This window comes from Streptomyces sp. CNP082, assembly GCF_059570535.1.
Genome location: NZ_JCANSZ010000073.1, coordinates 1 through 15,684, shown reverse-complemented (window position 1 = coordinate 15,684; position 15,684 = coordinate 1). Strand labels below are relative to the sequence as shown.

General features: G+C 74.1%; 17 protein-coding genes and 1 pseudogene. 7 read left to right on the top strand and 11 right to left on the bottom strand.

Translation table 11 applies throughout. From position 1 onward, the window contains the following. Positions 1-6 precede the first annotated feature (6 nt). On the top strand, positions 7-678 hold the full coding sequence (locus B124_RS33555; RefSeq protein WP_496506795.1) for an HAD family hydrolase: 672 nt from the start codon (positions 7-9) through the stop codon (positions 676-678). A gap of 55 nt (positions 679-733) precedes the next feature. On the opposite strand, the gene B124_RS33550 is transcribed toward B124_RS33555, so the two are convergent. Next, the gene (locus B124_RS33550; RefSeq protein ID WP_496506794.1) at positions 734-1,288 is read right to left on the bottom strand and encodes a GNAT family N-acetyltransferase; all 555 of its coding nucleotides are present in this window, start codon (positions 1,286-1,288) and stop codon (positions 734-736) included. A 64-nt stretch (positions 1,289-1,352) separates the two neighbouring features. Then, positions 1,353-2,312 (bottom strand): LysR family transcriptional regulator, encoded by a 960-nt coding sequence (locus B124_RS33545; protein WP_496506793.1) that lies wholly within the window; start codon positions 2,310-2,312, stop codon positions 1,353-1,355. A gap of 73 nt (positions 2,313-2,385) precedes the next feature. On the opposite strand from B124_RS33545, the gene B124_RS33540 reads away from it, so the two are divergent. Together B124_RS33540 and B124_RS33535 are read left to right on the top strand one after the other, a co-directional pair. Further along, positions 2,386-3,357 carry a DMT family transporter gene (locus B124_RS33540; protein WP_496506792.1) on the top strand — a complete coding sequence of 324 codons (972 nt, stop codon included), beginning with the start codon at positions 2,386-2,388 and terminating at the stop codon, positions 3,355-3,357. A 10-nt stretch (positions 3,358-3,367) separates the two neighbouring features. After that, the gene (locus B124_RS33535; RefSeq protein WP_496506791.1) at positions 3,368-4,759 is read left to right on the top strand and encodes a serine hydrolase domain-containing protein; all 1,392 of its coding nucleotides are present in this window, start codon (positions 3,368-3,370) and stop codon (positions 4,757-4,759) included. A gap of 74 nt (positions 4,760-4,833) precedes the next feature. Here B124_RS33535 and B124_RS33530 read toward each other — a convergent pair whose 3' ends face one another. From B124_RS33530 to B124_RS33520, 3 genes are all read right to left on the bottom strand, one after another. After that, positions 4,834-5,985 carry a winged helix DNA-binding domain-containing protein gene (locus tag B124_RS33530; RefSeq protein ID WP_496506790.1) on the bottom strand — a complete coding sequence of 384 codons (1,152 nt, stop codon included), beginning with the start codon at positions 5,983-5,985 and terminating at the stop codon, positions 4,834-4,836. Positions 5,986-6,146: 161 nt separating this feature from the next. Next, a complete protein-coding gene (locus B124_RS33525) occupies positions 6,147-6,599 on the bottom strand; it encodes a GNAT family N-acetyltransferase (RefSeq protein ID WP_496506789.1) in 453 nt (150 codons plus the stop codon). Positions 6,600-6,721: 122 nt separating this feature from the next. Then, on the bottom strand, positions 6,722-7,183 hold the full coding sequence (locus tag B124_RS33520) for a MarR family winged helix-turn-helix transcriptional regulator (RefSeq protein WP_496506788.1): 462 nt from the start codon (positions 7,181-7,183) through the stop codon (positions 6,722-6,724). Between the two features lie 228 nt (positions 7,184-7,411). On the opposite strand from B124_RS33520, the gene B124_RS33515 reads away from it, so the two are divergent. Beyond that, positions 7,412-8,728, top strand: coding sequence for an MFS transporter (locus B124_RS33515; protein WP_496506787.1), 1,317 nt, complete (start codon positions 7,412-7,414; stop codon positions 8,726-8,728). Between the two features lie 47 nt (positions 8,729-8,775). On the opposite strand, the gene B124_RS33510 is transcribed toward B124_RS33515, so the two are convergent. Beyond that, a complete protein-coding gene (locus B124_RS33510) occupies positions 8,776-9,153 on the bottom strand; it encodes a cupin domain-containing protein (protein WP_496506786.1) in 378 nt (125 codons plus the stop codon). 126 nt (positions 9,154-9,279) lie between these two features. On the opposite strand from B124_RS33510, the gene B124_RS33505 reads away from it, so the two are divergent. After that, a complete protein-coding gene (locus tag B124_RS33505; protein WP_496506806.1) occupies positions 9,280-9,699 on the top strand; it encodes a MarR family winged helix-turn-helix transcriptional regulator in 420 nt (139 codons plus the stop codon). 65 nt (positions 9,700-9,764) lie between these two features. Here the strand turns inward: B124_RS33505 and B124_RS33500 are convergent, their stop codons facing one another. The 3 genes and pseudogenes from B124_RS33500 to B124_RS33490 all read right to left on the bottom strand — a co-directional run. Further along, the gene (locus B124_RS33500) at positions 9,765-11,258 is read right to left on the bottom strand and encodes a VWA domain-containing protein (RefSeq protein WP_496506785.1); all 1,494 of its coding nucleotides are present in this window, start codon (positions 11,256-11,258) and stop codon (positions 9,765-9,767) included. Between the two features lie 34 nt (positions 11,259-11,292). Continuing rightward, positions 11,293-11,529, bottom strand: coding sequence for a zinc ribbon domain-containing protein (locus B124_RS33495; RefSeq protein ID WP_496506805.1), 237 nt, complete (start codon positions 11,527-11,529; stop codon positions 11,293-11,295). A 39-nt stretch (positions 11,530-11,568) separates the two neighbouring features. Further along, a pseudogene (locus B124_RS33490) lies at positions 11,569-11,748 on the bottom strand (helix-turn-helix domain-containing protein); the annotation flags it as partial. 50 nt (positions 11,749-11,798) lie between these two features. On the opposite strand from B124_RS33490, the gene tnpA reads away from it, so the two are divergent. Continuing rightward, the gene (gene tnpA / locus B124_RS33485; protein WP_496506784.1) at positions 11,799-12,227 is read left to right on the top strand and encodes an IS200/IS605 family transposase; all 429 of its coding nucleotides are present in this window, start codon (positions 11,799-11,801) and stop codon (positions 12,225-12,227) included. Between the two features lie 285 nt (positions 12,228-12,512). Here tnpA and B124_RS33480 read toward each other — a convergent pair whose 3' ends face one another. Further along, the gene (locus B124_RS33480; protein WP_496506804.1) at positions 12,513-13,319 is read right to left on the bottom strand and encodes a GNAT family N-acetyltransferase; all 807 of its coding nucleotides are present in this window, start codon (positions 13,317-13,319) and stop codon (positions 12,513-12,515) included. A gap of 397 nt (positions 13,320-13,716) precedes the next feature. Here B124_RS33480 and B124_RS33475 point away from each other — a divergent pair, with 397 nt between their 5' ends. Then, positions 13,717-14,310 (top strand): DUF4240 domain-containing protein, encoded by a 594-nt coding sequence (locus tag B124_RS33475; protein ID WP_496506783.1) that lies wholly within the window; start codon positions 13,717-13,719, stop codon positions 14,308-14,310. A 22-nt stretch (positions 14,311-14,332) separates the two neighbouring features. Here B124_RS33475 and B124_RS33470 read toward each other — a convergent pair. After that, positions 14,333-15,684: serine/threonine-protein kinase (locus B124_RS33470; protein ID WP_496506782.1), on the bottom strand; the 1,352-nt coding region annotated here is incomplete at its 5' end.

Sequence of the window (15,684 nt, the reverse complement as noted above, 5' to 3'; positions counted from 1 at the left end):
GTGACCATGCCCGGAGCCATCGAACTCGTCATATTCGACTGCGACGGAGTCCTCGTCGACTCCGAGCGCATCGCCGCCGCCGCACAGGCCACCGTCGGAGCGGAACTCGGCTGGCCGCTCACCGAAGCCGACGCCGCCGAACTGTTCATGGGCAAGTCCCGGGAATCGGTCGGCGCCATGGTCGTCGAACGCCTCGGCCCGGGCACCGACGAGACCTGGCACACCCGCTACTACGAGGAGTTCTACGCCGGCCTCGACCGCCTCGAAGCCGTACCCGGCGTCGTCGGCGCGCTCGACGCCATCGCCGCCGCCGGCCTGCCCACGTGCGTCGCGTCCAGCGGCGGCCACGACCGGATGCGCCGCACCCTCGGCAGGACCGGGCTGTACGACCGCTTCGCCGGACGCATCTACTCCGCCTCCGACGTCGGCGGACGCGGCAAACCCGCGCCCGACCTCTTCCTGCACGCGGCACGCCGGATGGGCTGCCCGCCGCAGGCGTGCGCGGTGGTCGAGGACAGCCGCTACGGCGTGCAGGCGGCGCGCGCCGCGGGCATGCGCGCGTACGGCTTCACCGGCGGGCTGTCACCGGCCGACTGGCTGGCGGGGCCGGACACGGTGCTCTTCGACGACATGCGCAAACTGCCGGACCTGCTGGACGCGGCCGGAGCGGCGGCCTGACGACGGACAGACGGCGCACCGGGGGCCGGCTCGTACGGGAAACGGGAAACCGCCGCTACGCCCCCTGCTCCCGCCACTCGGACGCCAGCACCGACCACACCTCGGTGTCCTGCCGCGCCCCCCGGTACTCGGAGTTCGACCGCAGCACGCCGTCGCGGCTCATGCCCAGACGCCGGGCGACCTTGATGCTCGGGGTGTTCGCCGAGGACACCTGCCACTCGATGCGCTCCATGCCGCGCTCGTACACCGCCCAGTCGATGATCACGCGCACCGCGCGCGTGACCAGCCCGCGGCCGGATGCCGCGGGCTCCAGCCAGCAGCCGGCCTCGCAGGTGCGCTGCTGCGCGTCGAAGACGCGGAACAGCACGCCGCCGACGAGGAGGCCGTCGAGCCAGATGCCGTAGAGGCGGCCGGAGTCGGACGCGGCCTTGTCGGCGTACCTCTGGAGCCAGGCGCGGGTGGAGTCGAGATCGGCGGTGACGTCGGGGAGGCCGACGTGGCGCCCGATGAACTCGCGACCGCGGTCCATGTGGGCGAGGAACTCCGCGGCCTGCCACGGCTCCAACGGCCGCAGCTCGGCACCTTCCTCACCCAGGGGTATGGCGAACATCGGGTCCTCCCGTGGCTGTGCTCGACACCGTGATCCTCGCACGGCCCACTGACAGACCCGCTGGTCACCCGCCCGCCGCCGGCGGGGCCTGGACGGACTGCGCCAGGGCGGCGACGCAGGCCCGTACGGCCGGGCTCTCCCCCCGGGAGCGCCACGCGGCCTGCACCGTACGCCGCACCGCCGGGCGCACCGGCACGAACCGCACCCCGGGCGGGCACGGCCGCTGCGCCATCTCCGGTACGAGCGACACGCACAACCCGCCCCGCACGAGCGCGAGCTGCGTGGCGTACTCCGTCACCTGATACCGCACCTCCGGCTCCAGACCCACCTCGCGCAGCGCCTGCGTCAGCCCCTCGTACGGCTCCGTGCCGACCGGACAACTCGCCCACACCGCAGCCCCCGCAGCCCCACCCGCCCCGCCCGCCCCGCCCGCCCTCGCGAGACCGCCGAGCTCAGCGAGGCCGACGCGCTCGCGGCCGGCCAGCGGATGGGTCTCCGCCACCGCCAACTGCACGTCCTCGACCACCAGCGTCTGCACCGCCAGCCCCTGCGGCAGCCGGACGGGCCGGCTGCTCCAGCTCTCGACGAGCAGCAGATCCAGCTCCCCGCCGACCAGCCTGGGGACCAGCTCGACGACCTCGCCGTCGACGACGGTGGGCGCCAGCCGCGGATGCGAGGCGGTCAGGGCGGTCAGCACCTCGGGCAGCAGCGCACGCAGCGAACTGCCGACGCCGCCGAGGCGCAGCGGGCCGAGGATCTCGTGCTGCAGGTCGACGAGATCCGCCTCGGCCTCGGCGACCTGCGCACACACCAGCGCCGCATGCGCGGCGAGCACCTTGCCGGCGTGGGTGAGGCGGACGCTGCGCCCGTACGGCTCCAGCAGCCGGTGGCCCGACTCGCGCTCCAGCTTGGCGAGTTGCTGCGAGACGCCGGAGGCGGTGACGTGCAGCGACTCGGCGGCACGGGCGATGGTGCCGTGGACGGCGACGGCGTCGAGGGCACGGAGACGCTCCAGGCTGAACACAAAGTGATGCTAATGCTTTCGGCTAACAAATCATCGCTTTTTCTTGGGGGACCGGGCAGGCAGAGTGAAGAGCATGCGACTCGACGGGGACGACCAGGGACTCCTGACCCGGCTGGCCACCCCGGTCGTGCTGGTCATCGGCGGCTCGGCGTGCATCTCGCTGTCGGCGATGTTCGTGAAGCTCGCCGACGTGAGCGCCGGCACCGCCGCCTTCCTGCGCTGCGCCCTCGCCCTGCTGCTGCTCGTCCCCCTGGCAGCCGCCGAACTCCGCCGCCTCGGCCCGCGGCGCCGGCGCGCGGTCCTCACGGACCTGGCGGCCGGGCTGCTGCTCGGCGTCGACTTCGTCTTCTGGGCGGCCAGCATCAGGGACGTGGGCGCCTCCATCGCGACCGTCCTGCTCAACGTCCAGGTGATCGTCTTCCCGCTGCTGGCCCGCCTGCTGACCCGTACGCCGCTGCCGCGCGGCTTCTGGCTCACCGCCCCGGTGCTGCTCGCCGGGGTGGCACTCGCCGGCGGCGCGATCGGCGACCCGGAGCCGGGCAGCAGCCCCGTCACCGGCATCCTCTACGGCACGGCATCCGGCGTGGCCTTCGCCGGCTACCTCTTCCTCACCCGCCTCGGCGGCACCCGCCCAAGGAACCCCCGGGTTCGGCGCCGGGGGCACATCGCGGTGCCGGTGTGCACCGCGACGTTCTCCGCCGGGGTCGCCTCCGGCGTCCTCGGCGCGCTGTGGACCGGCATCGACGCGACGCCCGAGCCCGCCGCCCTCGGCTGGCTGGCGGCAATGGCCGCACTCGGCCAGGTCCTCGCGCTGCTCCTCATCACCCCCGCGCTGCCCCGGCTCGCCCCGGCCACCGGGGCGGCGCTGCTCCTGCTGCAACCGGTACTCGCCATCGCCACCGCCGTCGCGTTCATCGGCGAGCGGCCCACGGCAACGCAGTACGCCGGCTGCGCACTCGTCATCACCACCGTCTGGTACACCACCCGCATCGGCGGCAGCCGCGGCGCCGAAACTCCCGTGCTCCGCACCGCGGGCCGCGGTTAGGCTGCGCCGCATGCCACCGCCGCCGCCAGCCGACGCCCTGCTCCCCGCCACCGCCCGCGCCCTGCGTCACCGGCTCTCCGTCGCCCAGCGCGAGGGCCGTACGCCCTCGCTCGTCGCGGCCGTCGTCCGCGACGGGGAGACCGTGTGGTCCGGCGCCCGCTCGATGGTCGACGGGCACGAGCCGACCACCGACACCCAGTACCGCATCGGCTCGATCACCAAGACGTTCGTCGCCGTGCTGGTGCTCCGGCTGCGCGACGAGGGCCTTGTCGACCTCGCCGATCCGCTGGAGAAACACCTCCCCGGCACTCAGGCCCCCGCGGCGACCATCGCTCAACTCCTCTCGCACACTTCCGGTATCGGCGCCGAGCCCCGCGGCCCCTGGTGGGAGCGGACCCCGGGCACGCTCCGCCCCGAACTCGGCGGACTCTTCGACGGCGACCCCGCCCGCCACCCCGCGGGCCGCCGGCACCACTACTCCAACCCCGGCTTCGCCTACCTCGGCGCACTCGTCGGGGCACGGCGCGGCGCGCCCTGGGACGAGGTGCTGCGCCGCGAGCTGCTGGAGCCGCTGGGGCTGCGGCGCACGACGCTGCTGCCCGAGGCCCCGCACGCCGGCGGCTTCGCCGTCCACCCGTGGGCCGACGTCATGCAGCCCGAGCCGCTGCACGACACCGGCCGGATGGGGCCCGCGGGCCAGTTGTGGTCCACGGCCGGCGACCTCGCCCGGTTCGCGGCCTTCCTCGTACGCGGCGACGAGCGGGTGCTCTCCGCCGACACGCTGGCGGAGATGCGCACCCCCGCGGTGGCGCCCGAGGCCGCGTCGTGGGACAGCGCGTACGGGCTCGGCATGCAGCTCATCCGCCACGACGGCACGCTGCTCAGCGGCCACACCGGCTCCATGCCCGGCTTCCTCGCCTGCCTCCTCTCCGATGTCGACGAGCGCGTGAGCGCGGTCGTCCTCACGAACGTCACGTCGGGCCCGTCCGTCTCCGGGCTGGGCGCCGATCTGATCGGCACGGTGGTGAGGCACGAGCCGCGCATCCCCGAGCCCTGGCGTCCGCTGGCCGCGGACGCGGTGGATCCGGAGCTGCTCGCCCTCACGGGCCCGTGGTACTGGGGCGCGAACCCGCACGCGCTGCGGCTGAAGGAGGACCGCTGGCTGGACCTGAGCCCGCTGGCCCGGAACGGCTACGCCTCCCTCCTCCGCCCGGAGGCGGACGGCACCTGGACGGCGGTCGACGGCTACTGCGCCGGTGAGACGCTGCGGGTGGAGCGGTCGGCGGACGGCGAGGTGTCGCACCTCGACCTGGGCACCTTCGTCTTCACCCGGGAGCCGTACGACCCGGACGCCCCCGTCCCCGGCGGCACCCGCGGCTGGACGCCGTCCGCGCCGTCGTAACCGGCACGCTACGACGCGGCCAGCCGGCGCAAGTGCGGTGCCAGCTGCGTCGTAGCCGGCGCGCCGCAGCCCCGCTAGGCCGCCAGTTCCTTCTCCAGCGGCGTGCGGAACCTCGGCGTTATCCGGGCCTCGCCCGTCCACGCCGCCAGCCGCCCGGCCTCCGCGGCCACCGCGCGTTCCGCGTCACCGCCCACGTCCGTGAGCATCCGCCACACCACCTCTCCGTCCTGCCGCTGTGCCCAGCCGCCGACGACTTCGCCGTTCCACCACACCGTCGGCCCCACGTTGCCGCTGCCGTCGAACAGCGCTTTGCGGTAGCCGGCGTCGAGATACCAGTCGCGTTCCTTCCAGCCCATCGGGGTCGGGTCGAGCGCCGGCAGCAGCGCCGCCCACGGTTCCGGCTCCGCGACCGGTCCGGTGTCGTCCGGCAGCACGAACCCCGTGCCCTCGTCCAGCTCCACCGCCGCCGCGCCGGTCGCGGCCAGCGCCCTGCGCGCGGCGGTCTTCGTCCAGCCGGTCCACCACACGAGGTCCGCTTCGGTGGCCGGCCCGTACGCGTACAGCCAGCGTCTGGTCAGCTCCGTCTGCGCCGCGGCGACGTCCATGCCGCCGAAGTCCTCCCCGGGCGCCCACCGGAACTGGCTCGACGTCCACGACCCGCGCGGGTGCCCGCGGCGTATGTGCCCGTCGCAGGCCAGCATCCGCAGCACGCGCGTGGCCACGCCTTGCTGCGTCTCCTGGCGGGTGCCGGGGAAGACCGTGATCTTCGTGCGCAGCAGCGGCTCCGCCGCGGATATCTCGCTGCCCGCCGCCTCGCCCTTGTCCTTCAGCACCGTCATCGCGGCGGCTTCGGCGCGCCGCAGCCACGCCTCGTCCAGGCCGTTGGCCGTGAGGTGTTTGAGGAAGGCGGCGCGCTCGCGCGCTGCTATGGCGCGCGCCGCCGCCGCGTCCACCACGGGCGCCAGCGCGCGGGTGACCGCGAAGAGCGTGCGCCGCATGGACAGCAGCTTCACCAGCGACACCTCCTCGTACAGCGCGCGCTCGACGGGCGTGACGCCGGGCTCCTTCATGCGCGCGCAGGCGGAGAGGAAGACGGTCGCCGCGTCCGTCGCATGCAGGGCGACGACCGCGTCCGCGGCATCGGCGGGCGAGGCCGTGCGGGCGGCCGGGGCCAGGGCGTGCCGCACGCCGATCCGGGCTCGTCGCTGCTCTGTCGTGATCCGCATGAGGGCAGTATGCCGAAGCCCGCGCCGGCCCGCTCCGGCCTGTGGATAACTTTGGATCTTGGCCGCTGACGCCTCTCTGACCAGGGGAGACTTGAAGCAGGCGAGGAGCGCCCGCCCTCGGCCGTCGCCCGGATCCTCCGCCCCCGCCCCGGTACCCGCCGCTAAAGCATCCGCTTGAACCCCACGTGCGACGCCGCGAACCCCAGCCGCTCGTAGAAGCGGTGCGCGTCCGTCCGCGTCGCGTCCGACGTGAGCTGGACCATCACGCACCCCCGCCGCCGCGCCTCCTCGACAGCCCACTCGATGAGCTGGGTCCCCAGCCCGCCCCCGCGCTCCTCCCCGTGCACGCGCACCGCCTCGATGAGCGCCCGCGTCGCGCCCCGCCGCGACAGCCCCGGGATGACGGTGAGCTGGAGCGTGCCGACGACGCGGCCGTCGCGTTCGGCGACGGCGAGGTGCTGGCCGGGGTCGGCGTCGATCCGCGCGAAGGCGTGCGCGTACGGGGCGGGGTCGTCCGGTGTCTCCCGGGCGGCGCCCAGGGGGTCGTCGGCGAGCATCGCCACGATGGCGGGGACGTCGGCGGCCGTCGCGCGCCGGATGTGCAGGTCACTCATGCCGCCGACCCTACGCGTGCCCCGGGGCGCACCCCACGCCGCAGGCGCCCCCCGTACGCCGTACGCGCTCCCTCGCCAGCGCCCGCGAGCAGTACGGGCCGCTCCAAACGGCGTCCGCGCCCTTACGTCGCGTACGCCTGCGGGGCCTCCAGCGTCTCCACCGCCGCCACCAGCGGCGCCAGCTCCGGCCGCTTCGCGGCCTCGTCCAGCGCGGTGCGCAGGGCGGCCTCGTACCCGGGCCTGGCCTCCTCAAGGAGGCGGCGGCCGGCCACGGTGACCTCGGTGTAGATGCCCCGGCGGTCGTCCGGGCAGAGGTAGCGGCTGAGCAGGCCGCGGTCCTCGAGGCGGGTGACCAGGCGGGTGGTGGCGCTCTGGCTGAGGACGACGGCGTCGGCGAGCTGGTTCATGCGCAGGTGGAAGTCGTCCTGCCGGCTGAGGGCGTCCAGGACCGAGTACTCGCGGGCGCTCAGCCGGTGCGCGCGCTGGAGCGTGCGCTCCACGTGGGTCTCGATGCGGGCGTGCAGGGAGGCCAGGGCCGTCCAGCCCCGGGCCAGTTCGTCGAGTTGCTCGGCCGTGGCCGACATGAGCGCCTCCGCGTCCCGTGAGTGCGTGCGTACGTGCGTGCATCCGCCCGTACGTCCATACGTGCAGCACGCGATGAGTACGTGAGTACGCACGTGTGCGTGCGTGCGTTCGCCGTCCTGACCCCGAGTTTACTCCAGCACCGCAATAGCCCGCGTTTGCAAGAATCCGCGTGCGCAATTATTGTGGACGCTTCGTTAATGCCCCCGCCCCACCTCAGGAGTCCCCGCATGCCTCTCGCGCTCCTCGCGCTGGCCATCGGCGCCTTCGGGATCGGCACCACGGAGTTCGTCGTCATGGGCCTGCTGCCCGAGGTCGCCGACGAGTTCTCCGTCTCCGTCCCCACCGCCGGCTGGCTCACCACCGGCTACGCCCTCGGCGTCTTCGGCGGCGCCCCGCTGCTCACCGCGCTCGGCGCCCGCGTCTCCCACAAGCGGATGCTGATGAGCCTCATGGGCCTGTTCATCGCCGGCAACGTCATCTCCGCACTGGCCCCCGCGTTCGGCATCCTGCTCGCCGGCCGCATCGTCGCCTCGCTCGCGCACGGCGCGTTCTTCGGCATCGGCGCGGTCGTGGCCGCCGGGCTGGTCGCCAAGGACAAGCGGGCCGGGGCCATCGCGATGATGTTCACGGGGCTGACCGTGGCCAACGTCGTCGGCGTCCCCGGCGGCACCCTCCTCGGGCAGACCGTCGGCTGGCGGGCCACGTTCCTCGCGGTCGCGGCGATCGGGGTCGTCGGGCTGGCCGGCGTGGCCAGGCTCGTACCGGAGCTGCCGCGGACACCCCGGGAACCCGCCGCTCCCGGCGGCACGGACCTCCGGCACGAACTGGCCGCGTTCGGCAACGCCCAGGTGCTGCTGGCCATGGCCATGACCGTCCTCGGCTTCGGCGGGGTCTTCGCCGCCATCACCTACATGGCGCCGATGACGACCGAGGTCACCGGCTACGCCGACAGCTCCGTCACCTGGCTCCTCGCCCTCTTCGGCCTCGGCATGGTCGGCGGCAACCTGGTCGGCGGGCGCTTCGCCGACCGCGCCCTGATGCCGATGCTCTACGTCGCCCTCAGCGCCCTGACCGCGACGCTGGCGCTGTTCACACTCACCGCGCACAGCAAGCCGGCGGCGGCCGTGACCATCTTCCTCGTCGGGTTCTTCGGCTTCGCGACCGTGCCGCCGCTGCAGAAGCGGGTGCTGGACCAGGCCGCCGCCGCGCCCACCCTCGCCTCCGCCGTCAACGTCGGCGCGTTCAACCTCGGCAACGCCCTCGCCGCCTGGCTCGGCGGCCTGGTCATCTCCGCCGGCCTCGGCTACACCGCCCCCAACTGGGTCGGCGCCGCCCTCGCCGCCTCCGGCCTGGCCGTCGCGGTCCTCGCCGCGAGGATGGAGCGACGCACGGTGGGCGCGGCGGCTGCCTCCCGGACGGTACGGGCCGGGGGCGGGGCCGTACGCGGCGAAGCCGGCGGCCTGCGGAAGGACGACGGCGAGGAAGCCGGTGCCGTACGGGACGAGGGCCGCGCCGCCGTACGGACCCACTCGACCGCAGGCTGACACCCGCTGCTACGCAGTTGCCGTATGAACCGCTGAGCCTGCGCCGCCTACTCCGCCCACGGCAGGGCGTGCCGCACCCCGTCCTCGGTGACGGCGCCGCCCCCGGCCTCCATCGCGACCAGCGCCTCGACGGCATCCGCGCCCTCGGCCGCACCGAGCTGCCGCAGCACGTCGGCCGGGAGCACGACCGCCTGCCCGGCGCCGGCGGTCTCGGTGCGGCCGTCGCAGGTCACGGTGAGGGAGCCGGCGACGACCATCCAGACCTGCTCGCGGTCGATGGCGTGCACGGGCCCGAACCGGCCGGGGTCGATACGCACCCGCCAGGTGCTGAGCGCGGTGCTGCCCCGGGAGGGGGTGGCGAGGGACTCCATGGCGGCGTTCGGGGTGGTGACGGTGCGGTCGGGGGCGGGGGTGATGATCTCCATGCGTGTAAAGCTCCTTTACTCGAATATCTTGAGTAAAGGAGCTTTACTTGCTCGTGTCAAGATGGTCCCGTGACGACCCGCGATGACGACAGTCCGCCGACACCCGAGCTGCTGTACCTGCTCGGCATGGGCTTCCAGCTCGTGCTGACCGAGTTCAACGAGCGTGTGGCCGCCGCCGGTTACCCCGACCTGCGGCCCGTCCACGGCATGATCTTCCAGATCCTCGACGCCGAGGGCGCCACCAGCAGCGAACTCGCCGCCCGGCTCGGCGTCACCAAACAGGCCGCCGGCCAGCTCGTCGACGACCTGGAGCGCCGCGGCTACGTACTCCGCACCGCCCACCCCGCCGGCGGCCGGCGCAAGCTCGTCGTCCTCACCGACGCGGCCCGCCGCCACCTCGGCGTCGCCGGGAACGTCCTGCACGGCCTCGAAGCCGAACTCGCCCACCGCACAGGCGCCGACACCCGCCTCCTGCGCACCGAACTCCTCCGCCTCGCCCACGGCCTCGCCGGGGACGACCTCCCCCCGCTACGCCCCGTCTGGTGACCCGCCACCCGGCTGACTGACGCCGGCTGCCTCAGGGAACACCGCTCGCACGCCGGGACCGGGGGTCAGAGGATCCGCGCCTGGCGGGCGGCGGTGATCCAGGCGGGGAACTGGGAAAGGAGGCGGTCGTAGAGCTGGGGGTCGGGGAGTCCGCTGATGTCGTCCACGGCGAAGAAGCCGACGTTGTCGACGCGGCGGCCCGCAAGGCTGTCGAACCGTTCCAGTACGCCGTAGTCGGCGGCTCCCAGCCCCACGAACTGCCAGAAGACCGGCTCCTCGACCGCTTCGCGCAGTTCGCGCTCGATCTCGGCGTTGCGGTAGACGCCGCCGTCGGAGAAGAACAGCACGAGTGTCGGATCGGGTGCGGGGTTGGCGCGGACGAAGGCGCGGACTTCGGCGATGACCTTCTGCTCCTCGTTCTGGATGCCCACCGTCCGCATGTCTGTCTGGCCGTACTCCAGGCCCTTGGGCCTCTTGCGGGGGCGGAAGAGGGCGAGCTGCCCGACCCGTACGTGCAGCCGCAGCCACTCGGGGAGTTCGCCCAGGCGCAGGTCCGGAAGCCGGGCGGGATTCGAGGCGAACGTCCACGCCTGCATGGCCCCGTCGTCGTCCAACTGCGCGGCGACCGCGGCCATGCGCTCGACGACGTCGGCGACGATGCCCTGGGCGTAGAGGCGGGTCATGGAACCGGAGGCGTCCAGGACGAGGACGACGCGGGCGGAGATGTCGGCGGCCCCGTGCTTGCGCAGGCTGATGGCCACCTGCTCCTTGCGCAGCGACAGCCGCTTGCGCATGTCGACGGGCAGGTGCTCCTCGCCCTTGACCAGCCGCGGCCCGCCGCCCGCGGCGGCGGGCGCCGGTACGGGAGGGGCGGAAGGGGCGGGGGGTGCGGGAGGGGCGTCAGGCGCGGGTGGTGTGGGGGCGGGGGGCATCGGCGCGGGGGGTGGCGCCTGCGCGGGCGCGGGAGCCGGCGGCGCGGGGGCCGGAGCGGCGGGGGCCTGGGGCGCCTGCGGGGCCGGGGGCGGGGTGTCGTCGACCGTGATGCCGAAGTCGGTGGCCAGGCCGGCGAGTCCGGAGGCGTAGCCCTGGCCCACCGCGCGGAACTTCCAGTGCCCGTTACGCAGATACAGCTCACCGCCGACGAACGCCGTCTCCGTCGTCGCCTCCATGTCGAAGCGGGCCAGTTCGGCGCCGGTTGCGCCGTCCAGGAGCCGCAGCGACAGCCCGGGGACCCGGCCGAAGGTGCCGCCGTCGGCCGAGGCGCACAGGACGACCCGCTCGATGTCCGGCCCCAGGGAGGTCAGCAGCACCTCGACGGAGTCGGTGAACCGCCCGCCCGCGTTCTGCTTGCCGAAGTGGGTGACCGCCTGTGAGGTGTGCTGCGGCTGGTTGTAGAAGACGAAGTCGCCGTCGTCGCGGACCCGTCCGGCCGCGGTGAGCAGCAGCGCCGAAGCGTCGACATCGGGGACGCCGGGGCCTTCGGACCAGGAGAGTTCGGCGCGTACCGCGGGGGCGTCGACGGGCAGGTTGGCGCCCTTGGCGAGCGATCCGGTGGACATGACTCCTCCATCCCTTGAAGGGGGTGGCTTCTCGCTAAGCCGTTTGGGCGTCGCGGCGGACCAGCCCGGCCCGTAGAACGTTGAGAGCGCCTACCGTGTCGGCGTGCGCAAGGTGGCCGCACGAGACGCAGTGGAACTTTTCCTGCGTGGGCCGGTTCTCCTTGGCGGTGTGCCCGCATTCGGGGCACCTCCTGGAGGTGTTGCAGGGGTCCACGGCCATCACTTCCCGTCCGGCGCTTTCAGCCTTGGCGGTCAGGATCGCGAGGAACACCCCCCATCCGGCATCAGCGATCGAGCGGTTCAGTCCGGCCTCCTTGAGCTGCGCGGACTGCTGCCCGTACCGCACGGTCGACTTCGAGACGTGCCGCCAGGCATCGCGGCGTTCCTGCAACGCGCCGTTGTACAGGGAGCAGTGATCGCGCAGCATCTCGCCCAGCGCCTGGCCCTGCCGGACGGTGGGCCGCATCAGGAACTTGTATGCACGGATCAACCGGCCCACCCCCTCAAGGCCTCGGAACGTCGAGATCATAGCATTGGCTTATGTCACCTCGCTGGGAACCAAACCCCGACGTACGGCGCGGCCGTCACGTCGTCCACCACCTGCACGCACATTTGGTTTTCCTCACCAGGCACCGCCGGAACGTCTTCAACGACGCCATGCTGACGCGCTGCGAGGAGATCATGCAGAAGGTCTGCGGAGACTTCGAAGCCGACCTGATCGACTTCAACGGCGAAGAGGACCACGTACACCTGCTGATCCACTACCCGCCGAAGACCGCCCTCTCCAGCCTCGTCAACTCCCTGAAGGGCGTCAGCTCACGCCGCCTCCGTCAGGAGTTCACCGGCCACACCAACCCGGCGATCATGCACGGCCGTTTCTGGTCCGGCTCCTACTTCGCCGGATCCTGCGGCGGTGCCCCCCTCCAGGCGGTCAAGGACTACATCGAGAACCAGAAGCACCCCGACTGAGCGCGGGCCCCTCGTGGAGCATTCCAAAGCGCTGCTGCGGCGCCCCGCGCCGCATGGGTCAGGATCCGATTCCCTCCCCGCCTGAAGACGGGAATTCCCTCCGAAGACGAGGCGTGGAATCGGTCCCTCTCCGATGCGGTCGAACGGCGGCTGCAGCGGGGTGCGGCGCACCCTGGTTCCCGGGGACGCCCGGCCCCGCCGCGCGGTTCCCGCGGCGGAGCCGGGCGGAAGTCGTCCCTGGTCACGTACAGCGTGCCAGGCCCGGGACGGGCGGAAATCCCCGGGTCAGGCGGGCGGTGCGGGCGGCGCGGGCGGCGCGGGCGGCGCGGGCGGTGCGGGCGGCAGCGTGACGTACAGGCGGGTGCCGCCGGGGCGGTAGCCGACGCGGGTGTACGTGCCGCGGGAGCCCTCGCCCGAGTACTCCAGCCACACCGATCCGGCCCCGCGCGCGAACATCGCCTCCGTCAGCGCCGCGGTCACCGCCGCCGCGACGCCCCGGCGCCGGTGCGCGGGGCGGGTGCCGACGCCGGCGAGTTCGGCGGTGTCCTCGGCCGGCGGCGAGCACGTCGCGCCGCCGGCGCAGCCGCCGTCCCCGGCCCGTACGAAACGCACCTCCCCGCCGTCCCCGGCCAGCCGCCGCAGCCGCGCCGCGCCCTCCGCCGACGCGGGGAACACGTCCCCGAACGCCTCGGCGAGCGCCGCGTCGAGCGCCCGGAACTCCGCGTCGGTGGCGGGGCTCTCCACCCGCGGCCCGGCCCCGCCTGGCAGGGGGGCGGTGTACGTGTCCGGGGTGCAGACGAGGTATTCGTGCACCGCCTCCGTCCCGAATCCCGCCGCCCGCAGCGCCTCCGCGACCCCCGGCGCGGCCTGCGGCGCGAACTCCAGCCGCGGCAGCAGCCCCCGCTCCCGGAACGCGCCGACGAGCGCGGCGACGTCGCCGGGGGTGGGGTCCGCGCCGGGCAGCGGGGTCGCGTAGTTGAGGTACGGGCTGTCGGTGCCGGGGGAGAAGCCGGCGACGAAGCCGCCGGTCTCGACGACGGCGGGGCGGCGGCGGAGGTTGGCGACGGCGAAGTTCTGGACCTGCTTGTCCATGGGAGCAGCCACGGTGGTATCGACCTCACGAAGTCTCTGGTGTGCGAAGGCAGAAGCCCGAAGGCAGGAGCCCGAAGGCAGGAGAGAGCGCCCACGGCACTGCGCGTGGGCAACGTGGGGCCGCCGTACGGGACGTTCGTACGGACCGGGTCGTGCCCGGCGGTTCGAGCGGGCGGCTCCGCTACGGGAGCGGGCGGGCCACTCGGCGCCGACGGCGGCCACTGACGGGCGCCGGGATCAAAGGCTTCGTTCCTCACCGTGGATACGCCGGCGGGACGGCCGGCGGACTCGTCCGCGTACGCGCGGACGGGCGTCAATCTCCCACGTCCACCGCGCCCGTGCAACGCCTTTACGGCATGAGCCCGGATTGTCAGTGGGGGGTGCCACAGTACGGGACATGGACATCGATCGGTTCTGGCGCCTCGTCGAATCGGCCCGCTCCGCCGCGGCGGCGGACGGCAAGCCCTTCGACGAGGCGCTCGTGCAGCTCCTCGCGGGGCTCTCCCCGCAGGAGATCCTCGAGTACGCGGAGCGGTTCGGCGAGGTGCACGATGCCCTGTACCGCTGGGACGTGTGGGCCGCCGCATATCTCATAGGCGGCGGCTGCTCGGACGACGGCTTCCTGGACTTCCGCGCCGGGGTGATCGCCCTCGGCCGTAGCTGGTACGAGCGCGTCGCCGCCGCGCCGGACAGCCTCGCCGAGCACCCGGGGGTCGCCGAGGCCGCGCGGGAGGGCAACGACGAGTTCCTGTTCCAGGAGGAGGTGAACTACGCGGCGGACGCCGCCTTCGCGCGCCTCACCGGCAGCAGGGAGGCATTCCACGAGGCGTGGGCCGCGTACCGGCCGGCGGACGGCCACGACGGCCTGGATGGCCAGTACGGTGCGGCCGGGGACATGGGCGAGGACTTCGACTTCGACGACGACGGGGAGATGCAGAAACGCCTGCCGCGGCTCGCGCGGCTGTACCTCGGGGCGGCGGAGCGTATGTAGCCGGGGCCCGCCGGCGGCGGGGTCACTCCAGGGCGACGGCGACCACGATGGCGACGATCGTGGCGAGTACGGCGAGGATGCCGAGGAGGAGGAAGCCGAGCCCGGCGCAGTTGCCGACCAGGCTGCCGGCGGCGCGCCACCCGCGCGGCGTCAGCCCGGCGAAGCGCCGCGGGGGTGCGGGGGGTGCGGAGTCCGGTGCGGGCGTGGTGGGTTGCGCGTACGGGGCACGGGCCCGGGGGGCGGCTCCGGCGGGATCGACGACCGTCGCCGACGCCTCGGGCGCGGGTGCCGGTGCGGGCGACGCCTCGGACGACGCCTCGGGCGCGGCCCCCGCTGCGGGTGCACCTGCCGCCGGCGCAGCGGGCTCGTCTGCCGCCGACGCTGGCGCTGCCGCCGCCTCTGCCGTCCCCGCCGCCGACGCCTCTGATGCCGGTGCCGCCGCCGGCGTCCCCGCTGCCGGTGCCGCGCCAGCCCCCGCCTCCGGCGCCGGGTCGGCGCCCCCGTAGCGTTCCCGCAGTTGACGGCCCTGCCGCTGGTACGCCAGGACGATCCCCGCCCACCGGTCCGGCATGCCGGACCACGAGGACCCACCACCGCCACCACCGCCCGCGGCGGCGGCAGCCGCGCCCGCCTCCTCCGCGAGCGCCCGCAGCGCGTCCGGCCGCGGCCGGTCCGCCGGGTCGAGGGCCAGACAGGCACGGACGAGACCGAGCAACGGCTCGGGCACCGCGCCGAGTTCCACCGTGCCGCGCGCGACGAGCGCCAGCAGCCGGACGGGGTCGCCGGTGTCGGGGGACGGCGGGCGGCCGGTGGCGAGGGTGCAGAGCGTGGCGCCGAGCGCGTAGACGTCGCACGCCGGGGTGGCGGGCTCGCCGCGCGCCTGCTCGGGGGCGATGTACGCGAGGGTGCCGAGGGTCAGCCGGGTCCGCGTCAGGTCGGTGGCGTGCGAGATGCCGAAGTCGATGACGCGGATGCCGTCGGCGGGCAGCAGCACGTTCTGCGGCTTCAGGTCGCGGTGCACGACCCCGGCGGCGTGCAGCGCCTCCAGTGCGGTCGCGCAGTCGGCGGCGAGCCTGGCGACGGTCGCGGGGTCGGCGGGCCCGCCGCGGGCGGTGAGTTCGCCGAGCGAGGGCGCCGACACGTAGTCGGTCGCCAGCCACGGCCGCGGCGCCGCGGGGTCTGCGGCGCGTACCCGCGCGGTGTACGGCCCGGCCACCCGCCGGGCCACGCCCACCTCGCGGGCGAACCGGACCCGGTCCGCTTCGCCGGCCTCGCCTTCCGCTTCCGCCAGCAGGGTCTTGACCGCGGCCAGTTCGCCCGTGCCGGTCTCGACGGCGAGGTAGACGCGGCCCATGCCGCCCGCCGAGAGCCGGG

Bases quoted from the DNA above. Each gene is read 5' to 3' on its own strand.
- B124_RS33555 (WP_496506795.1), top strand. From the start codon at position 7: ATGCCCGGAGCCATCGAACTCGTCATATTCGACTGCGACGGAGTCCTC.
- B124_RS33550 (WP_496506794.1), bottom strand. From the start codon at position 1,288: ATGTTCGCCATACCCCTGGGTGAGGAAGGTGCCGAGCTGCGGCCGTTG.
- B124_RS33540 (WP_496506792.1), top strand. From the start codon at position 2,386: ATGCGACTCGACGGGGACGACCAGGGACTCCTGACCCGGCTGGCCACC.
- B124_RS33535 (WP_496506791.1), top strand. From the start codon at position 3,368: ATGCCACCGCCGCCGCCAGCCGACGCCCTGCTCCCCGCCACCGCCCGC.
- B124_RS33530 (WP_496506790.1), bottom strand. From the start codon at position 5,985: ATGCGGATCACGACAGAGCAGCGACGAGCCCGGATCGGCGTGCGGCAC.
- B124_RS33525 (WP_496506789.1), bottom strand. From the start codon at position 6,599: ATGAGTGACCTGCACATCCGGCGCGCGACGGCCGCCGACGTCCCCGCC.
- B124_RS33520 (WP_496506788.1), bottom strand. From the start codon at position 7,183: ATGTCGGCCACGGCCGAGCAACTCGACGAACTGGCCCGGGGCTGGACG.
- B124_RS33515 (WP_496506787.1), top strand. From the start codon at position 7,412: ATGCCTCTCGCGCTCCTCGCGCTGGCCATCGGCGCCTTCGGGATCGGC.
- B124_RS33510 (WP_496506786.1), bottom strand. From the start codon at position 9,153: ATGGAGATCATCACCCCCGCCCCCGACCGCACCGTCACCACCCCGAAC.
- B124_RS33505 (WP_496506806.1), top strand. From the start codon at position 9,280: ATGGGCTTCCAGCTCGTGCTGACCGAGTTCAACGAGCGTGTGGCCGCC.
- B124_RS33500 (WP_496506785.1), bottom strand. From the start codon at position 11,258: ATGTCCACCGGATCGCTCGCCAAGGGCGCCAACCTGCCCGTCGACGCC.
- tnpA (WP_496506784.1), top strand. From the start codon at position 11,799: ATGTCACCTCGCTGGGAACCAAACCCCGACGTACGGCGCGGCCGTCAC.
- B124_RS33480 (WP_496506804.1), bottom strand. From the start codon at position 13,319: ATGGACAAGCAGGTCCAGAACTTCGCCGTCGCCAACCTCCGCCGCCGC.
- B124_RS33475 (WP_496506783.1), top strand. From the start codon at position 13,717: ATGGACATCGATCGGTTCTGGCGCCTCGTCGAATCGGCCCGCTCCGCC.